We start from the raw sequence: 21,064 nt of genomic DNA, 5'->3' as shown, positions 1-21,064 counted from the left end.
CCCGCGAATGATCCGGTTAAGATAGCACAGCGCCTGCAGGACGCAGGCGCCCCGCCAGACAGGGAGCGCCCCATGAGCATCAAGGATTGGCCGGCCCAGGAACGGCCGCGGGAGAAACTGCTGGCACAGGGCGCCCAGGCCCTCACCGACGCCGAACTGCTGGCGATTTTTCTACGCACCGGCGTGGCTGGCAAAAGCGCGGTGGACCTCGCCCGCCAGCTGCTTGGGGAATTCGGCAGCCTGAGGGCCCTGCTGGAAGCCGACCTCGCCGCCTTCAGCGCCCACCTCGGCCTCGGCCCGGCCAAGTACAGCCAGCTGCAAGCGGTGCTGGAAATGGGCCGCCGCCACCTGGCCGAAGGGCTCAGGCGCGACTCGGCGCTGGAAAGCCCCCAGCAGGTCCGCGACTATTTAAAGGCGCGTCTGCGCCACGAACCCCACGAAATCTTCGCCTGCCTGTTCCTCGACACCCGCCACCGGGTGCTGGCCTTCGAAGCCCTGTTCCACGGCACCATCGACGGTGCCAGCGTCTACCCCGCCAGGTGGTCAAGCGCGCCCTCGCCCACAACGCCGCCGCCGTCATCCTCACCCACAACCACCCCTCCGGCATCGCCGAACCCAGCCAGGCCGACCGCCTGCTCACCACCCGCCTGAAGGACGCCCTGGCGCTGGTCGATGTGCGGGTGCTGGATCACTTCATCGTGGGGGATGGGGAGCCGCTGTCGATGGCGGAATATGGCTGGCTTTAATACCTTCATAAATCAGCAACTTCCGACCACACTAAAGACTAACTTTATAACTCTCAAACTATTACCCACTTAGAACTGACGATGATCGTCAGTTGCTCGGGTTTGAATTTGACAATTTTTGTCACCCCATCAAATAAGCTTATTTTTTATTCAACACTCGGCAGTAAAAATCAGCTTCCGGTCACAAATTTTTACTACCAAATCCAAATAAACCGCTCTAGGATGCACATCTCAAACATGCTGAGCCATTAGCTTCCCAGCATCGGACGAAAACCGCTCCAGTAATTTCCGTCTCAGGAAGTTCAAGGAATAGAACTTCAAACCCCACGAGGTCATGGATGACTTTAATATCTTCACTCGCCCAGCGTTTTATAGCGGTCGCCGATCACCCCATTGCTGAGGACAACTTCGCCGGGGAAGATAGCCGCTATAGCCCCGAGTTCGAGCGACTTGAAGCGGTCTGCCAGAACACCCAGACATTGCATCGCGACATCACACCGGATTGGAACTCCACGGCCGAGCAGGCGACCATTTTTCTGCGGGAGCACTCCAAGGATCTGCGCGTCGCTGCCTGGCTGACCTGGGCCCTGTACTGCACTCGGAGCTGGACTGGTCTGGAGGCCGGTCTGGCTCTGCTTGAGCGACTCTTGGAAGCCCACTGGGACGATCTTCATCCTCGTAAGGAACGTACCCGTGCAGCGGCTCTCGGGTGGCTCCAGCTCCGCCTGGAAGGTGTCTTCGATACCATCACCCTGACTACCCTGGAAGCGTCCTGGCTCCAGACCTTCAGTCTCCAGCTCGGCCAGCTGGAAGCCTTACTCCAGCCACGCCTGCATGAAGCCGCCCCGCTGCTGCTGCCGTTGGTGCGCCGCCTGGACGAACAACGGCGTCGTCAGGTCCAGTCCACCACTCCGGTGGAATCGGCCACCGCGGCGCTCCCGCCCACGCCGGCCGCGACCGCTCAGGCACTCCAGGGCCCGCCGGAGTCGGACAAGGACGCCCACCGCCTGCTGCGCCAGCTACAGGAAGGCGCCCGCACGCTCAGCAGCTGGTGGCTACGCCAGCGGATCGGAAATTACCGCGCCCTGCGGCTGAATCGCGCCTTGTTGTGGAGCGGCATCGACAGCCTGCCCGCCCATGATGCCCAGGGTGTCACCGGCCTGCGCGGCCTGCCGGCGGATCGTCTGAGATATTTCCAGGAACGCCAGGCCGCGGGCGACTTTGCCCTGCTGCTCGGCGAGCTGGAGGTCAGTCTGACACGGGCACCTTTCTGGCTGGATGGCCAGCGACTGGCCTGGGAGTGCCTGCAGACCCTGGGTGTCGAGGCGGCCTGCCGAGAAATCGAGTGGCCTCTGGAGCTGCTGCTGGAGCGTCTGCCAGGCATCGAAGCCCTGGCCTTTCACGACGGCCAACCCTTTGCCGATGCCCAGACCCGACTCTGGCTGTCCGGCCTGGCGACAAAGGCGGCGCAACCCGCCGCTGCCTCAAGCGAGGCGCGCCAGGATGCCTGGGGCGACGCCCTGGCCAAAGCCCTGGTGGAATTGCGCGCAAGCGGCCTCAAAAGCGCCGTGCGCCACCTGCAGCAGGGCCGCCGCAGCGCCCAGGGCGAACGCCAGCGCCTGCTGTGGGACCTGACCAGCGTCCGGCTGCTCATCCAGGCCCGCCAATTCGAACTGGCGCACCTCCAGCTCGTCGAGCTGGATGCCGAACATGGCGCCTTGCTGGGACGTTGGGAGCCGCAGCTGGCGCTGGAAATCCTCCAGGCCCGGCGCCAGTGCCTGGAAGCCCTCCCCGCCACCGCCGACAGCCGGGCGCAGCTGCAACAGCTGCGTCCGCGACTCTGCCGCCTCGATCTCGAAGCGGCTCTCGACTGAGGCTCGACCTCGCACCCAAGGAGAAACACATGGCCAAAGAAGGCTCGGTTGCCCTGAAAGAACGCATCAACGTCACGGTTCGACCCGCCAGCGGCGGCACCGAGGAAGAACTCGAGTTGCCCCTCAAGCTCATGGTACTGGGCGACTTCACCCAGCGCATCGACGACCGCAAGCTCGAAGATCGCAAGCCGGTGGCCGTCGACAAGGACAACTTCGACGAGGTCATGGCCAAGCAGCAGCTGGGCCTGACCCTGGCGGTACCCAATCGCCTGCAGGACGGCAGCCAGGACGACCTGGCTGTCCAGCTCGACCTCAAGGCCATGGCCGATTTCAGTCCGGCGCGGCTGGTGCAGCAGGTTCCGGAACTCAAGCAGCTGATGGATCTGCGTGACGCCCTGGTGGCCCTCAAGGGTCCGCTCGGCAACGCTCCGGCCTTCCGCAAGGCGATCGAACAGGTGCTCGCCGATCCGGTCGCTCGGGCCACGGTGCTCGGCGAACTCGGCCTGCCGAATCAAGACGTCTGATCAGGAAGACCACCATGACCGCTACCCTGCTCCAGCAACCGACTGCCGACGTCGTCGAAGATCGTGGCATCCTCGACCGCATCATCGCCGAGACCCGCCTCGCGCCGCACGACGAGGGCTATGGTGTGGCCAAGCGCGGCATCTCCGCCCTCATTGAGGAGTTGCTCAAGCCGCACAACGCCCAGCAACCGGTGAAGAAGGCGCTGGTCGATCGCATGATCGCCGAGATCGACGACAAGCTCAGCCGGCAGGTCGACGAGATCCTGCACCATGCCGAGTTCCAGTCTCTGGAGGCGGCCTGGCGCGGCCTGCGCCTGCTGGTGGAACGCACCGATTTCCGCGAAAACAACAAGATCGAGATGCTCAACGTCTCCAAGCAGGCTCTGCTGGAAGACTTCGAAGACTCGCCGGACATCGTCCAGTCAGGCCTCTACAAACATGTATATACCGCCGAATTCGGCCAGTTCGGTGGTGAGCCGGTCGGCGCCATCATAGCCAACTACGACTTCGATCCCACCGCACCGGACATCCGTACCCTGCAACAGGTGGCAGCGGTCTCCGCCATGGCCCACGCCCCCTTCATCGCCGCCGCCGGTCCGCGCTTCTTCGGCCTGGAGAGCTTCGCTGGCCTGCCCGACCTCAAGGACCTCAAGGATCACTTCGACGGCCCGCAATTCGCCAAATGGCAGAGCTTTCGCGAACAGGAAGACGCTCGCTACGTCGGCCTGACCCTGCCGCGCTTCCTGCTGCGCACCCCCTACGATCCGGAAGAAAATCCGGTCAAGACCTTCGCCTATCGGGAAAACGTCAGCCAGAACCATGGCCACTACCTCTGGGGCAACACCGCCTACGCCTTCGCCACCCGCCTGACCCACAGCTTCGCCAAGTATCGCTGGTGCCCGAACATCGTCGGTCCGCAGAGCGGTGGCGCGGTAGAAGACCTGCCGCTGCACCACTTCGAAAGCATGGGCGAGATCGAGACCAAGATTCCCACCGAGGTATTGATCTCCGATCGGCGCGAATACGAACTGGCCGATGCCGGCTTCATCGCCCTGACCATGCGCAAGGGCAGTGACAACGCCGCCTTCTTTTCCGCCTGCTCGACGCAGAAACCCAAGTTCTACGGCAACAGCGAAGAAGGTCGGGCGGCCGAGCTGAACTACAAGCTCGGCACCCAGCTGCCCTATCTGTTCATCGTCAGTCGCCTGGCGCACTACCTCAAGGTGCTGCAGCGCGAGCAGCTGGGTGGCACCAAGGAGCGCACCGACCTCGAGCTGGAGCTCAACAAGTGGATTCGCCAGTTCGTTGCCGATCAGGAGAACCCCAGCGCCGAGGTGCGCGGACGCCGGCCGCTGCGCTCGGCCAGCATCCGCGTCAGCGATGTCGAGGGTAATCCGGGCTGGTTTCGCGTGGGCCTGAGCGTACGCCCGCACTTCAAGTACCAGGGCGCCGATTTCACCCTGTCGCTGGTCGGCAAGCTGGACAAGGAGTAACGGGCCATGAGCGACGGCAGTCTGTTCGAACGCCTGGCCGGAACGGGGACCGCACCCAAGCGGAGCTCGTCCGCCGACACCCTGGGCGCCTCGGTGGCCGTTCACCTGGCCAAGATGCTCAGCACCCGTGCCGGCAGCGTTCCCATCCAGGCGGACTACGGACTGCCCGATCTCAATGATTTGCGGTTGTCGCTGCACGACTCGCTACAGCGCGCGCGCCTGGCCATCGAGGGCTTCGTCGCCACCTACGAGCCGCGCTTGTCCGGGGTGAAGGTGCTGCCGTTGCCACGCGAGGGCACGACCCTGGCCTTCGCGCTGGAAGGTCAGCTCGAGATCGAGGGTCAGCGACGCCCCATCAGATTCACCGCCAGCCTGGATGGCAGCGGTCAGGTCAAGGTCAGCCAAGGATAGGCGCATGTCCTTCAATCACTACTATCAGAGCGAACTGGCAGAGTTGCGCCAACTGGGCGTGCGCTTCGCCGAACGCAATCCCGCCCTGGCGCCCTTTCTCGGTCAGGGTGGTCAGGATCCGGATGTCGAACGCCTGCTGGAAGGCTTTGCCTTCCTTACCGGTCGGCTGCGGCAGAAACTCGATGACGAATTGCCGGAGTTGACCCATTCGCTGCTCAACCTGCTCTGGCCGCACTATCTGCGGCCCCTGCCGAGCTGCGCCATCCTCGAATTCGATCCCCTGCCTGCACCAGATGCAGCGATCGAGGTTCCACATGGAACGGAAGTGGAGTCCCGGCCGCTGGACGAGGTCAGTTGCCGCTTTCGTACCTGCTTCGCCACCGACATCCAGCCGTTACGGGTGGATGAGCTGAGTCTCGCCCAGCAGGGAAGCGGGGCGCGCCTCACACTGCGCCTGAAAATCACCGGCAATGGCACCCTGGACGCGCTGGACCTGCGTCAGCTGCCGCTGCACCTGGCTGGCGACCCCACGCTCAGCCAGGATCTTTATCTCGCGCTGCTGCACAACCTGGCCGGTCTAAGCCTGGTGCCGCTGGACGCCGGCGGCCAGCCGCTGACTGACGACCAAGGCCGCGAGCACCTGGTATCTCTTACCTGCGACCAGGTCCAACCGCTGGGTTTCGGCGAAGACGAGGCGCTGCTGCCCTATCCGCCCAACGCCTTTCGCGGCTATCGCCACCTGCAGGAATATTTCGCCTTCCCGGAGAAATTTCTCTTCGTCTCGATTCAGGGACTGACGAGGCTGCAGGCATTGGGAGAGCGGGTGCACCGCCAGACCCGCGGGCTCGAGTTGCGCTTCGACATCACCAGAATCGCCCGGCAACCGCGCCTGCCCACGCGTGACAATCTTCGGCTGCACTGCGTCCCGGTGGTCAATCTGTTCGGCCATGACGCCCTACCGATCCGCCTCGACGGCAAGCGCGATGAATATCCACTGTTTCCAGCCGGACACGGGCGCGAACATCTGGGTGTCTTTGCCGTGGAGCGGGTGACTGGCTGGCAACCAGGTGGCCTGGGCCATCGCGACTATTTGCCCTTCGAGTCCTTCGCCCACGACCTGAACTTCGGCGGCAAGGGCCGCCGGCCGCACTATGCCGTACGCCAGCGCAGCGCCCTGCTGCACAGCGGCATCGACACCTATCTGGCCTTTGGCGATCCGGGTACCGCTCAGGACACGCTCTCCATCGAGCTGACCTGTACCAACCAGAATCTGCCCCAGCGCCTGCGCGCTGGCGATCTGTGCCTGCCCACCGAAAACACCCCGGGCGGACTGGCCTTTCGCAATCTAGCCACACCGACCGCCAGCCATGCGCCGGTGCTGTCCGGCGACCGGCTGTGGCAGCTGGTATCCAATCTGTCGCTCAACTATCTGTCGCTCACCGACGTGGCGGCGCTGCGCACGGTACTGGCCAGCTACGACCTGCCCCGCCACCACGACCGCCAGGCTGAGCGCGTCAGCCGCCAGCGCCTGGCCGCACTGCGGAGCATCACCCATCGCCCGGTGGATCGTCTCTACCGCGGCCTGCCGATCCGCGGCATAGCCACCCAATTGGACATGGATGCCAGTGGCTTTCGCAGCGAAGGCGAGCTGTACCTGTTCGCCAGCGTGCTCAATGAGTTCTTCGCGCTCTACGCCAGCCTTAACTCCTTCCATCAACTCAGCGTTCGCAGCCTGCAGGGAGAGGTGTATCTATGGACACCGCGTATAGGTCAGCAGCCGCTGATCTGAATCGCTCGGCGCTGTGTCGCGACATTCGCGAGTACTCGCTGTTCCAGGGGATTGGACAGGTGCTCCTGCAATTGCACCGCCTGGTGCCGGTGCTTTCCGAAGAGCAGCTCTATGAGCGGCTGGAGTTCCACGCCAACCCCAGCCTGGCCTTTCCCGGTAGCGATATCGAGCGCCTGGAATTCATCGAGGACACCGATGGCCTGCGGGCACGCCTGCAACTCAACCTGGGCGCCTTGATGGGCAGTGGCTCGCCGCTGCCGGCCTTCTACAGCGAACAGGCACTCAGCGACGGCATGCAGGGCAGCACCACGCGTGACTTCCTCGACCTCTTCAACCACCGACTGCATCGGCTGCTGCTGCCGATATGGCGCAAGTACCGCTATCACGCCCGCTTCCGCAAGGGCGCGCGCGATGAGCTGTCGGTGCGGCTGTTCAGCCTCATCGGTCTGGGCGACAACAGCCTGCGCCAGGCGCCGGAGCTGAACTGGAAGCGCCTCTTGCCCTATCTCGGCCTGCTCAGCCTCAAGGTGCACTCGGCGGCGCTAATCGAGGCGGTGCTGCGCTACTACTTCGCACAGCCCGCGCTACGCCTGGAGCAGTGCCTGGAGCGCGCAGTGGCCATCCCCGCCGAGCAGCAGTCCCGGCTCGGCGGGGCCAACGCCCGCCTCGGCGAGGCGGCGGTACTGGGCGTGCAGGTGCGCGATCGGGGCGGCAAGTTCCGGCTGCACCTGCTGGAGCTGGACTGGGACGCCTTCCACGCCTTCCTGCCCGCCGGCGCCCAGCACGCCGCCCTGCGCGCCCTGCTGCGCTTCATCCTGCGCGACCAGCTGGACTACGACCTGCGCCTGCACCTGCGCCGGGACGAGTTGCGCGAATGGCGGCTCGGCGCCGTCAGCCCCTGTCGCCTGGGCTGGACCACCTGGCTCGGCCTTACCCAGGCCGACGGGCAGGTCACCCTGGCCTGCCACCGTTAATCAAGGACGATCGACATGCTCACCCTGGACCTGCAACACCTCATCAACAGCCTGGCGGCGGCGACGCGCCAGGACCTGGAACAGGCCGCCCAGCGCTGCGTGCGCCGGGGCGGCCAGCAGATCCTCATCGAGGATCTGCTGGCCGAGCTGCTGGACAGCGCCGATGGCCTGCTCGGGCGTGCCCTGAGCGCCACCGAGATCGACCACCGGGCCTTCGCCGCCACCCTGCAACCGCGCCCTGCCGCGGGCGAAGGCGGCGATCCGGTGTTCAGCCCCGAGTTGCTGCTGTGGCTGCAGGACGCCGTGCTGCTGGCGCACCTGGAGCTGGAGCAGCCGGCCGTGGACAGCGCCGCCCTGTTGCTGGCGCTGCTGCGCCATCCCGAGCGCCACCTGGGCACACGCTACGGCCATCTGCTGGAGCGGGTGGATGCCGCCCAACTGCTGGACTACGTCAAGGCGCAGCAGCCGACGGCCATGGCGGTCGCCAACGACTCGCCACTAAGTCGCTTCACCCACGACCTCAGCACCCAGGCCCGCGCCGGGCGCCTGGACCCGGTACTGGGGCGCGACGCCGAGATCCGCCAACTGGTGGACATCCTCGCGCGGCGGCGCAAGAACAATCCCCTGGTGGTGGGCGAGGCCGGGGTCGGCAAGACCGCCCTGGTCGAGGGCCTGGCCTTGCGCATCGCCGCCAGCGAGGTGCCCGACAGCCTGCGCCGGGTCGAGGTGCGCACCCTCGACCTCGGCTTGCTGCAGGCCGGTGCCAGCGTCAAGGGCGAGTTCGAGCGCCGTCTGCAGGGCGTGATCGATGCCGTGCGCCAAGCACCCCAGCCCATCGTCCTGTTCATCGACGAAGCCCACACCCTGATCGGCGCCGGGGGGCCGGCCGGCGGTTCGGATGCCGCCAACCTGCTCAAGCCGGCGCTGGCCCGTGGCGAACTGCGCACCATCGCCGCCACCACCTGGGGAGAGTACAAGAAATACTTCGAGAAGGACCCGGCCCTGGCGCGACGCTTCCAGCCGGTGAAGCTGGACGAATTCGACGTCACCACTGCCATCACCGTGCTGCGCGGGTTGGCCCCGACCTATGCCGAAAGCCACGGCGTCTATCTGCGCGACGATGCCGTGGTCGCCGCCGCCGAACTGGCCGCGCGCTATCTCAGCGGGCGCCGATTGCCCGATAAGGCGGTAGACGTACTCGACACCTGTTGCGCTCGCGTGCGCATCAGCCTGGCCAGTCCGCCCGCCGCTTTGGAACACTTGCGCGAGCGCCTGGCCGCCACCGAGCGCGCCCTCGCCGCGGCCCAGCGCGATGCCGCTCACGGCCTGCCGGTGGCGACCGCCACCCTGGACGAACTGGCCATCCGCCTCGCCGCCGATCACCAGGCGGCCACCACCTTGCAAGCCGCCTGGGAGCAGCAGTGCGCCCTGGCCGAACGCATCCTCGCCTTGCGCGCCGCCGGCAGCCAGGCAGCGCTGATCGCCACCCAGGCCGAACTGGCGCAGCTGCAAGCCCAGGGCGAGCGCCTGGTCAGCCTGGAGGTCTGCCCGCAGCTGGTGGCCGAGGTGATCAGCGCCTGGACCGGCATTCCGGCGAGCCAGCTCGCCCGGCGCCACGACCAGCGCCTCGCCTGCTTCGCCAGCGATCTGCGTGAACGGCTGCTAGGACAGGAGCAGGCGGTGGTCACCTTGGATCGCGCCCTGCGCGCCGCCGCCGTGGGCCTCAATGCACCCGAGGCGCCGATCGGGGTCTTCCTGCTGGTCGGACCCAGCGGGGTCGGCAAGACCGAGACCGCCCGGGCGCTGGCCGAACTGCTCTATGGCGGCGAACGCTTTCTGACCACCTTCAATCTGTCGGAATTCGCCGAGAAGCACAGCGTGTCGCGCCTGATCGGCGCGCCACCCGGCTATGTCGGCCATGGCGAAGGAGGTCTGCTCACCGAAGCCGTCCGCCGCCAGCCCTATGCGGTGGTCTTGCTGGATGAGGTAGAAAAGGCCGATCCCGAGGTGCTCAACCTCTTCTACCAGATCTTCGATCGTGGCCAGGCCACCGACAGCGAGGGCCGGCCGGTCGACTTCCGCAACGTGCTCTTCCTGCTGACCTCCAACCTGGCCAGCAGCGAGATCCAGCGGCTGTGCCGGGAGGGAAGACCAGCTGTCTCCAGCCTTGTAGAAGCCATTCGCCCCATCCTGACCCGACACTTCAAACCGGCCCTGCTGGCCCGCCTGCGGGTCGTGCCCTATTACCCGCTGGACAGCGACCTGCTCCGCGAACTGGTGGTGCAGAAACTGGAAGGTATCGGTCAGCGCCTGCTGGCGCAGCATGTCGCCTTCAGCTATGCCCCGGCGTTGCTGGACGATCTGGCTGCACGTTGCCGGGACGACGACAGTGGTGCCCGGCGTATCGATCTGCTACTGGAGCAGCGGGTACTGCCACTGCTCACCGATCACCTGCTTGAGGCCCTGGCCATGGGCAGGACCCTGCGTCGACTACACCTCGACATCAATGCCGAAGGCGAACTGGGTTGCGAGGTGGCGGCATGACTCTGCCTACCACTCCCGACGTCCTCCTGCTGCTGTTGCTCGAATTGGGGCAGTGTGAAGATCCCGCCGCGCTCGCGCTGGCTTTGGTCGGCGGCCTGGGCCGAATGGCTCGTCTAGATCTGGTGCAGTACTACCGTCTGGATGCTACCCACACCCAGCTGGTGCGACTCGCCCAGGCACTGGATGGTTGCGCCGTACCGAATGGCGAAACGCTATCCCTGGAAGAGGAAAGCCTGCTGCAATACTGCCTGACGCAGAATCGCCGTCTGCACCTGCGCGAGCTGGATCCCCTGCTGCATGACACCGCCTTCCTGCCCGGCGAAGACTGGCGCAGTCTCGGCTGCATCCCCCTGGCCGGCCCCGGTGGCCAGGTCGAAGGGCTCCTGGTGCAGGCCAGTCGCGCCAGGCGCGACCTGGAAGGCCAGGCGGAGCCACTGATGGCGCTCGGTCGCTTTGCCCTAGCGCAGAGCCAGTTGCTGGAACGCGCCCAGGCGGCCCCTTTGACGACGACGCCAGCGATGCGAACCGCGGCCACAGTCGATGGCTTCGGCATGATCGGCGATGGCGGGGCCATGCGGCAGGTCCACCGGTTGATCGGCAAGGTGCTGCACAGCCCCATCACCGTGCTGCTGACCGGTGAGACCGGCACCGGCAAGGAGCTGGTGGCGCGCGCCATTCATGAACGGGGCTCGCGGCGGACCCAGCCCTTCGTGGTGCAGAACTGCGCGGCCCTGCCCGAGCATCTGCTGGAAAGCGAGCTCTTCGGCTATCGCAAGGGTGCCTTTACCGGTGCCGAACGCGATCGCGCCGGTCTGTTCGATGCCGCCGATGGCGGGACCTTGTTCCTCGACGAAATTGGCGACATGCCGCTGACCTTGCAGGCCAAGCTGCTGCGCGTCCTGCAGGAGGGCGAGGTCCGTCCGCTGGGTAGTGCCGAAACCCACAGGGTCGATGTACGCATCGTCGCGGCGACCCATCGCCAGCTATTGCGGCTGGTAGAGCAAGGTACCTTTCGTGAGGATCTCTATTATCGCCTCACGCACTTTCCCATCCCGCTGCCGCCCCTGCGTGAGCGCGGCGAGGATCTGCCACTACTGGCCCGGCACTTCGCCGATCAGGCCTGCGCCTGCCTGCAGCGCTCGCGCTGCCGCTGGTCCAGCGCCGCCCTGGACCTGCTGGCCGGCTATGCCTTTCCCGGCAATGTCCGCGAACTCAAGGGCCTGGTGGAGCGCGCCGTTCTCTTGTGCGACGGCAACGAACTGTTGCCCGAGCACCTTGCCATCCGCCCGACCACCCTGGTCGCCAGTACCTCTGGCCTGACGCTGCGCGAGCGCCTGGATCAGCTCGAACGCGGCCTGCTGGTGGACTGCCTGCGCAAGAACCGCGGTAACCAGACCCAGGCCGCGCAGGAATTGGGACTGCCCCGCCGCACCCTGCTCTATCGCCTGCAACGACTGCGCATCCGCAGCGCCGATCTGCAACTTTCCTAAAGGATCGCTCCATGCCCACGCCACTTCGCGCCCTGCTGCTAATGACGTTGCTCACCCTGGCGGCCTGCACCTCGACGTCCAGGGATCTGCAGGACTATCGCCCCCTGGGCGAACCCCAGACACCTCACCGCCTCACCTAGGACAGGACAAGACCATGGAATTGGTATTCGATCTGGTCGGTAGCCGGGCGCACGTACCCGGATTGCTCACCCAGAAGACCTTTCGCCACGTCGGCGGCCTCATTGGCCGCAGCGAAGACTGCGACTGGTATCTGCCGGATGCTCAGCGAGTGCTGTCCCAGCAGCACGCCCGTATCAGCTATAGCGAGGGCGACTATTTCCTCACTGACCTGAGCAGCAATGGTGTCCAGCTTGCCGATGGCCAGCGCCTACTCAAAGGTGAGCCCTGGCGCATCCAGCATGGCCAGACCTTCGCCCTGGGCAGCTTCGTCCTGGCCGCCCGCCTGATTCGCGATCCGGCCGGGTTCGCCGATGATTTCCAGGTCCCCGCCAGCGCCCATGGACTGATTCCGGACGACGCCTTTCTCGAACTGGATCCGCTGCAGGCGCTGGAGCGTCGCGACCCCCATGGCCTCGACGAACTCGATGGCCTGGATGTCTTCGCCAGTGACAGCACCCGCAGCGACTATGCCCGGGTCGATCTGGACAGCCTGGCTATTCCTGCCCTGGTAGAGGCCGCCGCCCGGCCCCGATCGAGCGCCCGGCGGCCGCTCCGCAGCGGCAGATACAGGTCTTCTGGGAGGACTTCGGTGAGGTCTTGGGCCTGGAGCTTAACGACCTTGATCACAAGGCCCGTGAAGCCCTGGCACTAGAGGTTGCACGCCTGCTACGCCTCGCCATACAAGGCCTGCACGGCTGCCTGCGAACCCGCAACGAGACGCGCAATGAACTGCGGCTGCCGCTCACCACGGTGCAGAGCAGCGGTAACAACCCGTTGGCCTTCGCGGTCGACGGCGACGCGGCGCTGGGCCAGTTGTTGCGCCCCAGTGTTTCCGGCCAGCTCACCGCGGACCAGGCTCTGCTTCGCGCCTGCCGCGAACTCCAGGCCCACCAGGTAGGCCTGGTCGCCGCCAGCCGTCAGGCAGTGCTGGCCATCCTCGAACAGCTGGCACCTGCCCAATGCGAGGCCCGCTTCGAACGCGAGGGCGGTCGTCCGCGCTGGGGTCGCGACGCCAAGCTCTGGCGCGCCTGGCAGCGCCAATATCGCGAGTTGCGCCAGGATGATGACTGGCGCGACCGATTGTTCGCCAAGGACTTCGCTCAGGCCTACGCCGATCAGGTCCGCCTCATCGCAACCCTCAACCCCGGCCAGCAAGGACGCTGACATGACCATTCTCCTGCGCCTTGGCGCACTCGGCCTGACCCTGCTGCTAGGCGCCTGCACCAGCCAGAAAACCCCTGATCCGACCCGTCTCGACCTGACCTTGAAAGGTGGCGAAGACCTCAACCCCGACCTCAACGGCCGGCCCTCGCCGCTGGTGGTGCGCCTGATCGAGCTGAAGAATCCGGTCGGCTTCGAGAACGCCGAATTCTTCTCCCTCTACGAGAACGCCAAGCAGACCCTGGCGCCCGACTGGGTCGCCGAGGAAGAGGTCGAGCTGCGACCTGGAGAGTCACGCGAACTCAAGCTGCGGGTGCAGGACACCAGCCGCTACGTTGGCATCTATGGTGCCTATCGCAACCTGGGTGGCAGCCAGTGGCGGCAGGTCATTCAGCTCAGGCCCGCGGCGCTGGCGCAGATCCGGCTGGATTTCGCGGCGGATGGCATCCAGGCCGCTCCAGCGATCAAGGAGTAGGCCATGCAGCAACTCAAGGTGATCTGGCAGGAAGGCATGCTGCTCCGGCCGCAGCATTTTCAGCAGAACGACCGCTATCACGCCCAGCAATTGCAGACCCGCACCTGTCGCCTGGGCGAGCCGGCCTGGGGCTTTTTCGAGCTGATCCTCGATCGCCAGTTTCTCGCCATGGGCAAGGTGGTGGTCAGCCAGGCCAGTGGCATCCTGCCCGATGGCACCCTTTTCGAGCTGGGCAGCGACGGCGAGCCCCTGGCCCTCGAGGTACCGGCCGATACGCGCGACAGCGCGATCTGGCTGGCGCTACCGCTCACCAGCGGCCAGTGCCTGGAGAGCCGTTCGCTCGGACAGGACGACGTCATCGCCCGTTATTTGAGCGTCGACAGCGAGATCGCCGACTCCCATGCCGACTTCGGAGAAGCGGGCGCGGTCACCTGCGGACGTCCCGACTTTCGGCTGCTGCTCGACGAGCACCCGCGACTGGACGCCTATGTCCGCCTGCAAGTCTGCCAACTGCTGGAAGTGGCACCGGACGGTAGCCTGGAGCTGGATACCGCCTTTACTCCCTCTGTCATCCAGGTACGGGCGGCAGAATCGCTGCTGGCAGGTCTCAAGGAGGTCGCCTCCCTGCTCGCCCACCGGGGCGAGGTACTCTCCCAGCGCCTGCGGCAGGCCGGTGGCCTGGGCACCGCGGAGATCGGCGACTTCCTGCTGCTGCAACTGGTCAATCGTCACGAAGCGGTTCTGCGGCACTGCCTGGACTACGAGCAACTGCATCCCCGCAGCCTCTTTCGCGAACTGCTCGCCCTGCACGGCGAACTGGCCACCTTCGCGGCGGCCGACAAACGTCCCGGTCTGGATCTGCACTATCGGCACGCCGATCAGGCCGGCAGCTTCGCACCGCTGTTCCAGGCACTGCGTCAGGCACTGTCCATGGTGCTCGAACAGCATGCGCTGCACCTGCCCCTGCAACAGCGTCAGTACGGCATCCAGGTCGCGCCCCTGCAGGATCATGGCCTCCTGGCCACCGCCAGCTTCGTGCTCATCGTCGGAGCCGAATGCAGCACCGAGGAACTGCGTCAGCGCCTGCCGGCGCATCTCAAGGTGGGACCAGTGGAGCGCATCCGCCAGCTGGTGAACCTGCACCTGCCAGGTCTCGCCCTCAAACCCCTGCCAGTCGCGCCGCGGCAACTGCCCTTCCATACCGACAGGGCCTATTTCGCCCTCGAACTCACCGCCACCGACATCGCCCAGCTCGAGCAATCCGGCGGCTTCGCCTTTCATGTCTCCGGGGCCTTTCCAGGCCTCGACCTCGCCTTCTGGGCGATCAGGAGCTAAGCATGCAGACCGCAAACGACGTTGGCCGGGACAACAGGACCGTGGTGCTCAGCCGCCATGCCATGGACCCGGACACCCCTCGCAGCCCGCTCACCGACTTTGCCGAGCCGCCGCGTTACGCCCAGCTGGAAGAACGCATGATCCAGGCGGCACGCCTGCGGTCGGGCGAGACGCTGAACCTGAGCATCAACCCCATGATAGGCGCCGCCGCGCCACTACTTTCCGAGATGGTGCGCCTGCGCCAGAGCTACGCCGCGCAAGACCTGCATGTGCTCAAGGAGCGCCTGGCCGCCAGTCTGCGGCTGTTCGAACAGCGCGCCCTGGCCGAGGGGATCGACAGCGGCGAGGTCATGGCCGCGCGCTATGCCCTCTGCACTACGGTCGACGAGGCGGTGGTCACCACTCCTTGGGGTAACGCCGGTGACTGGTCGCAGTTCAGCCTGCTGAGCAGCTTTCACAACGAGACCTTTGGCGGCGAGAAGTTCTTTCTGCTGCTCGAACGCCTCAGCCGCAATCCGGCCAAGCACCTCGCCCTGCTGGAGCTGCTCTACCTCTGTCTGGCGCTGGGCTTCGAAGGCAAGTACCGGGTGCTGCCACGCGGCATGCTCGAACTGGAAGCCATCCGCGACAGCCTCTATCGGCAACTCCGCCAGCTGCGCGGTGATGTTCCGCGCGAGTTGTCGCCGCACTGGCAGGGGCTGGATGCCCGGCCACGGCGGCTGGTTCGCCTGGTGCCCTGGTGGCTGGTCGCGCTGTTCACCCTGATCTGCCTCGCCAGCCTCTATGGCGGTTTCAGTCTGGCGCTGGAACAGCAGCGCGACAGCCTGCTGCAAGGCTATCCCGGTGGTCCTGCCGGCACCGCGCCAGCGGTCGCCCCACCCCACGCCTGATACGGAAAGCGCACTCATGAAAGGATTCATCACTGCACTCGGGCGCATGCTGCGCCGTCCCTGGACCTGGACCCTGCTGGTGACCCTGGGGCTGGGCGGTCTCATCTGGACCCTCGGTCCCCTGGTGGCCTTCGCCGGCCACAGCCCCTGGGCTTCGTTCACCCATCGCCTGGCCACCCTCGGCGGTCTGCTCCTGGCCTGGGGCCTGGTCATGGCGCTGCTGCAGGGCTGGCAGCAGCGCAAACAGCGGCAACGTCTCGCCACCGAAGAGGGCCAGCACGATCAGCTGCGCGCCGAGCGCATCGACGACGAGGCCCAAGAACTGCACTCCCGCGCCCGTGACGCCTACCGCACCCTGCATGGCGCCGGTCTCTATCGGGGACGCAGTCAGCGCTGGCGGCGTGAGCTGCCGCACTATCTCCTGCTGGGTCCGGAGGGGGCCGGCAAGACTTCGCTGCTGGACTTCTCCGGTCTGGAATTTCCGCTCAACACGGAGCGTTCGCGACTGACTCGCGATGTCAGCGGTACCCGCCATTGCGACTGGTACTTCGCCGAACAGGGTGTGCTTCTGGATACCGCCGGCCGCTACCTGACCCAGGGCGACGCCCCGGTGGACGGCAGTGCCTGGCAGACCCTGCTGCAATTGCTGCGTCGCCAACGACGGACCCGACCGCTCAACGGCGTCTTGATCGCTCTGCCGGTGGAGCGATTGGTCGGTGGCAATGAGGTAGCCCTGGAACTTCTGGCGCGGCAGGTGCGCGCCCGCCTGCACGAGGTCGCTCGCGAACTCAAGGTCGAGGTGCCCGTCTACCTGGTGCTAACCCAGGCTGACCGCCTACCCGGTTTCGACGCCTTCTTCGACGGCCTCTCTCGCGAGGAAAGCGAGCAGGTACTGGGTACCACCTTCCGTGAAGCCCAGAACGGTACCGATCCCGGCGTGCTACGCCAGGAGTTCGAGGAACTGCTCCGCCGTCTCAATAGCCAGGTCATCCCGCGTCTCCATCAGGAGCGCGACGGCCAGCGCCGCGGCCAGATCCTTGATTTCCCCCATCAGCTGGGCCGTCTGAGCGATGGCCTCACCCTGTTCGTCGAACTGGCCTTTTCCGGGAATCGCTACCAGCGCGCGACCCAGTTGCGCGGCTTCTATCTGACCAGCACCCCGGCGCTGAACCAGCAGCTCGACGCCCAGACCCAGGGCATCGGTGATCAGCTCGGCCTACCCAGCAGCCTGCTACCTCAGTACCGCAGCGGCCAGCCACGCTTCATCCGCCAGTTGTTCAGTCGCGTAATCTTTCCCGAGGCATCCCTGGCCGGTCTCGACCAGCGCGAACTGCGCCGGCTGAGCTGGGGCAGCGTGGCCTCTATGCCGCAGCCCTGGCCTGCCTGGCCCTGGGTGCGGCGCTCTGGACCGGCAGCTTCGCGGACAATCACGAGCGGCTGGAGCGTTTGCGAGAGCTGGTGCAGCACGAAGTACAGGCCCGCAGCCAGCTCAAGGTCGATGCCGATGCCCGCGCCGTGCTGCCGGTACTGGACAGCGCCTATGCCGGCACCCAGGTCTTTCCAGCCGCAGAGGCTACGCCGCTGCGCGAACGCACCGGACTCTATCAGGGAGAGGCCATTCGCCCGGTCACCGAGGCAGCCTATCACCAGGCCCTCGGCGGCTATCTGCTGCCGCGGCTCAAGGCGCAGCTGGAAGAGCGCATCCGCGGCAGCCTTGGCGATCGGGAGCGGCTGATCCGTCACCTGCGGGCTTACTTGATGCTGCAACTGCCCGAACGCCGCGACGCCCGCACCCTGCGCGATTGGGCCGCCGCCGACTGGTCGCAACGCTATCCCGGTGACGCCCTCACCCAGAACAGTCTGGACACCCATCTGGCGCGGCTGCTGGAGCAGGGCTTCGGCACCTATCCAGTGGATGCTCAGCTGGTGGCCCAGGCACGCCAGGTGCTGCGCAGCGAATCCCTCGCCGCAGTGGTCTATCGCATCCTGCGCGACCAGGCCAGTGGCTTGCCAGTCTATCGGCTGAGTCAGCATCTGGGCGCCCAGGCACTGGCCTTCGAAGGCGCCGACTATCCCATCCCTGGTTTCTATACCCGTCAGGGCTATGCGCAGACCTTTTCCACCCAAGGCCTGGCCGCGATCCAAGCGCTGGCCGCCGACAACTGGGTGCTGGGCGATGGTGATGGCATCACCGGCATGGACCTGCGTCATCTGCAGGTGGAGCTCGAGCAGCTCTACTTCCGCGACTACGCCAATCAGTGGAGCGATGCGCTCGCCCGGATCACGCTGCAACCCGTGGGCGACGCCAACCAGGGCGCCACTCTCCTCGCCGGGCTGACCTCGGCCAACTCGCCGCTGCTGCAACTCCTGGCGGAAGTACGCAGCAACACCCGCCTCGCGGCGCCAGCCAGCGCAGTGGTCAACCAGGGCGAAGCCCTGCCGGACACCGCGCGGCGAAGCTTGCAGAATCGCTTCGAGAATCTGCACCGACTGCTCGATGACCAGGGCGCTGCAGTAGCTGATCTGGCTCCGGCCATGACCGCACTCAATGACCTCCAGCAGCAACTGGCAGGTCTGGCTCATGCCAGCGCACCGGAGCAGGCCGCCTTCGAGCTGGCCAAGACGCGTATGGCCGGCAATCGCGATGCGCTAAGCAACCTGCGTAACGCCTCCAGTCGCTTGCCCATCCCGGTCAACGGCTGGCTCGGCCTGCTGGTCGACGACAGCTGGAATCTGATCCTGGCCGGCGCCTACGACTACATCAATGGGCGTTACCAGAGTGAATTGCTGACGAGCTATCACAACGGCCTGGACAGGCGCTATCCATTCAAGGCCGACAGCAAAAGTGATGTTTCTCTGGTCGATTTCCGCGAATTCTTCAAGACCCAGGGTATCGCCGACAGCTTTTTCGAGACCTATCTGAAGCCCTTCGTGGTTCGCGGCGAGAGCGACGCCTATCGCGCGCGCAGCATTGATGGCCACAGCCTGCCGCTGTCTCGGGACTTCCTCGCCCAGATGAGCCGCACCCAGCAGATTCGACGCGGCTTCTTTGCCGAGAATCCGGCCGAGCCCGGAATCGTCTTCAAGCTCGAGCCCTATTCGCTGGATCCAAGCCTGACCCGCGCCGACCTCAATATCGGCAAGGACCGCCTGGAATACCGCCACGGGCCCATCGTCGCTGCCACCTTCCGCTGGCCTCAAAGCGATGCGCTGAGGACCACCCTGATACTGGAGGAGCTAGATGGTCGCCGCGTCGGCCTGGAGCAGGACGATAGCGCCTGGTCGCTGTTCCGCCTGCTGGACCAAATGAAGCTGCAACGGCACAGCGCCCGTGACGTGCTGCTGGTGCAGGCCGATCTGGAGGGCCGGCATGCCGGCTATCTGCTGTCCAGTCAGCGTTCTCCCAGCCCCTTCGACCTGGCCACCCTGCGTGGCTTCAAACTGCCGGAGCGACTCTGATGGTGACGGCCCTGAGCATCGCCCGCACCCATCCCGGCAAGGTACGCGCCCACAACGAGGATGCCTTGCTGGAGCGTCCCAACGATGGCTTATGGGCTGTCGCCGATGGCCTGGGTGGCCACCAGGAAGGCGCGCGTGCCAGCCGCCTGGTCGTCGAGCGCCTGGCCGAGACGCCCTTGAGCGGTAGCCTCGAGCAGCGCCTGGACCAGGTACGCCGGGTGCTCCACGACGTCAATCGACGACTCACCCAGGAGCTTACGGTGCTGGCCGATGGTCCCGAGCGCCTGATCGGTACCACGGTGGTGACGCTGTTGATCGCCGAAGGCGCAGCGGCCTGCATCTGGGCGGGCGACAGTCGCGCCTATCTCTGGCGTGGCGACCGGCTCTACCAGTTGACCCGCGACCATCGCCTGCTGGAGCGCCTGATCGACATGGAGGGCCTCAGTCCTCGTCAGGCAGGCCGCCATCCTGGCGCTCGCGCCCTGACTCAGGCGCTGGGCGCCCAGCAAGCCTTGGCCCTGGACATCGTCCGCTTCGAGTTGCAGGCCGGTGATCATCTGCTGCTGAGCAGTGACGGCCTGCATGATTTTCTGGAAGAGCGTGCCCTGGGCGCGGCACTGTCCCTGCCTTCACCGACCTTGGCCCTGGAGCGTCTGCTCGATGGCGTGCTGCAGGGGCCCGCGCGCGACAATCTCACGGCCATCGTCATCCATCCTCAGGAGGCCGAATGAATCCTGAGGATCCAGCCACCGCCAACGGCCTCACCCATTTCGCTTTTGCCGCTCCTACCGCGACGCCCGTTACCCGCCATTTGGCTCCGCTGCCCGAACTGCTGAGCGGACGCTACCAACTGGAAAGCCTGCTGGGCGTCGGCGGCATGGGCGCCGTCTACCGCGCGCGCGACCTGTTGCGCGAGCAGTATGGCGATCCGGTACCCCAGGTCGCGATCAAGGTGCTCAACGACGATTTCGCCGAATACAGCGATGCCAATGCCCTGCTCTACGGGGAGTTCGCCCTGACCGTCCGGCTGCGTCATCCGCATATCGTCCGCCTGCACGGCTTCGATATCGACCGCGCCAGCGAGCGCGCCTTCATCACCCTGGAGCTCTTGCGTGGCCCGACGCTCGACACCCTGCTCTGCGATCGTCCCGAGGGGCTCGACTGGACCGAGCTGCAGGAAGTTGCTCTGCCGCTGCTGGACGCCTTGCAGTTCGCCCACGCCAACGGCGTCCTGCACGGCGATATCAAGCCCAGCAACGTGATCCTCACCGACAGCGGTCTGCGTCTGTTCGACTTCGGCCTCGGCCAGCCCCGCGAAGACCTGCTACCTGGTCTGCCGCTGCTGAGTCGCGGACGCTTCAATGCCTGGACGGTGCGCTATGCCGCTTTCGAGTTGCTCGATGAGGGACGGCTGACCCCGGCGGGTGATCTCTTTGCCTGCGCCTGCGTGCTCTACGAGCTGGCTACCGGCAAGCATCCCTATCGCCGCCTCAGCGCCAAGCAGGCGCGCAGCCTGCAGATCGAACCTGAGCGGCCGGCGGCCATGCCCGCTGCGGCCTGGGAGGCCTTGCGCAAGGCGCTGGAAATCGACCCCGCCCGACGCCAACAGGATCTTGATGAATGGCGCACTGCCTGGCAGACGTCCGCGCCGGCACAGCGCTGGTGGCAGCGTCTGCTCAGGCGTTCCACGTGAAACCTCTCGCTGTCAGGAAGACACCT

Annotated in this window: 14 protein-coding genes and 3 pseudogenes; all 17 read left to right on the top strand. The window is 65.9% G+C overall.

The features are described 5' to 3' along the window. Positions 1-72 precede the first annotated feature (72 nt). The 17 genes and pseudogenes from radC (at position 73) to BGI51_RS07745 (ending at position 21,038) form a co-directional block, all read left to right on the top strand. Positions 73-746, top strand: a pseudogene (radC, locus tag BGI51_RS07825) (RadC family protein). 338 nt (positions 747-1,084) lie between these two features. Continuing rightward, positions 1,085-2,620 (top strand): type VI secretion system protein TssA, encoded by a 1,536-nt coding sequence (gene tssA / locus BGI51_RS07820; RefSeq protein ID WP_187980807.1) that lies wholly within the window; start codon positions 1,085-1,087, stop codon positions 2,618-2,620. A 29-nt stretch (positions 2,621-2,649) separates the two neighbouring features. Beyond that, positions 2,650-3,144 carry a type VI secretion system contractile sheath small subunit gene (gene tssB, locus BGI51_RS07815; RefSeq protein ID WP_187980806.1) on the top strand — a complete coding sequence of 165 codons (495 nt, stop codon included), beginning with the start codon at positions 2,650-2,652 and terminating at the stop codon, positions 3,142-3,144. A 14-nt stretch (positions 3,145-3,158) separates the two neighbouring features. Further along, a complete protein-coding gene (gene tssC, locus BGI51_RS07810) occupies positions 3,159-4,637 on the top strand; it encodes a type VI secretion system contractile sheath large subunit (RefSeq protein WP_187980805.1) in 1,479 nt (492 codons plus the stop codon). 6 nt (positions 4,638-4,643) lie between these two features. Further along, positions 4,644-5,048, top strand: coding sequence for a type VI secretion system baseplate subunit TssE (gene tssE, locus BGI51_RS07805; protein WP_187980804.1), 405 nt, complete (start codon positions 4,644-4,646; stop codon positions 5,046-5,048). A 4-nt stretch (positions 5,049-5,052) separates the two neighbouring features. Then, positions 5,053-6,837 carry a type VI secretion system baseplate subunit TssF gene (gene tssF, locus BGI51_RS07800; RefSeq protein WP_187980803.1) on the top strand — a complete coding sequence of 595 codons (1,785 nt, stop codon included), beginning with the start codon at positions 5,053-5,055 and terminating at the stop codon, positions 6,835-6,837. Further along, entirely contained in the window at positions 6,801-7,811 is a 1,011-nt protein-coding gene (gene tssG / locus BGI51_RS07795) for a type VI secretion system baseplate subunit TssG (RefSeq protein WP_187980802.1), read from the top strand. The genes tssF and tssG overlap by 37 nt, the downstream gene beginning before the upstream one ends. A 15-nt stretch (positions 7,812-7,826) precedes the next feature. Then, a complete protein-coding gene (gene tssH, locus BGI51_RS07790; protein ID WP_187980801.1) occupies positions 7,827-10,355 on the top strand; it encodes a type VI secretion system ATPase TssH in 2,529 nt (842 codons plus the stop codon). Further along, positions 10,352-11,845: a sigma-54 interaction domain-containing protein gene (locus tag BGI51_RS07785; RefSeq protein WP_187980800.1), complete on the top strand. Its 1,494-nt coding sequence runs from the start codon at positions 10,352-10,354 to the stop codon at positions 11,843-11,845. The genes tssH and BGI51_RS07785 overlap by 4 nt, the downstream gene beginning before the upstream one ends. Positions 11,846-11,856: 11 nt before the next feature. Beyond that, on the top strand, positions 11,857-11,985 hold the full coding sequence (locus BGI51_RS07780; protein WP_187980799.1) for a type VI secretion protein: 129 nt from the start codon (positions 11,857-11,859) through the stop codon (positions 11,983-11,985). Positions 11,986-11,999: 14 nt separating this feature from the next. Beyond that, positions 12,000-13,189, top strand: a pseudogene (gene tagH, locus BGI51_RS07775) (type VI secretion system-associated FHA domain protein TagH). A 1-nt stretch (position 13,190) separates the two neighbouring features. Further along, on the top strand, positions 13,191-13,661 hold the full coding sequence (tssJ, locus tag BGI51_RS07770) for a type VI secretion system lipoprotein TssJ (protein WP_187980798.1): 471 nt from the start codon (positions 13,191-13,193) through the stop codon (positions 13,659-13,661). 3 nt (positions 13,662-13,664) lie between these two features. Next, on the top strand, positions 13,665-14,996 hold the full coding sequence (gene tssK / locus BGI51_RS07765) for a type VI secretion system baseplate subunit TssK (RefSeq protein WP_187980797.1): 1,332 nt from the start codon (positions 13,665-13,667) through the stop codon (positions 14,994-14,996). A 2-nt stretch (positions 14,997-14,998) separates the two neighbouring features. Next, positions 14,999-15,886, top strand: coding sequence for a type IVB secretion system protein IcmH/DotU (gene icmH, locus BGI51_RS07760; RefSeq protein WP_187980796.1), 888 nt, complete (start codon positions 14,999-15,001; stop codon positions 15,884-15,886). A gap of 16 nt (positions 15,887-15,902) precedes the next feature. Then, positions 15,903-19,345 (top strand): annotated as a pseudogene (gene tssM / locus BGI51_RS07755) (type VI secretion system membrane subunit TssM). Continuing rightward, entirely contained in the window at positions 19,345-20,076 is a 732-nt protein-coding gene (locus BGI51_RS07750; protein WP_187980795.1) for a PP2C family protein-serine/threonine phosphatase, read from the top strand. Before tssM ends, BGI51_RS07750 begins: the two are co-directional and overlap by 1 nt. Continuing rightward, complete coding sequence (locus BGI51_RS07745) at positions 20,073-21,038, top strand: serine/threonine-protein kinase (protein ID WP_187980794.1); 966 nt, start codon at positions 20,073-20,075, stop codon at positions 21,036-21,038. Before BGI51_RS07750 ends, BGI51_RS07745 begins: the two co-directional genes overlap by 4 nt. The last annotated feature ends 26 nt before the right edge of the window (positions 21,039-21,064 follow it).

Source organism: Pseudomonas oryzihabitans, from assembly GCF_014522265.1.
GTDB lineage: Bacteria > Pseudomonadota > Gammaproteobacteria > Pseudomonadales > Pseudomonadaceae > Chryseomonas > Chryseomonas aestiva.
This window is presented reverse-complemented; position numbering and strand designations above follow the sequence as displayed.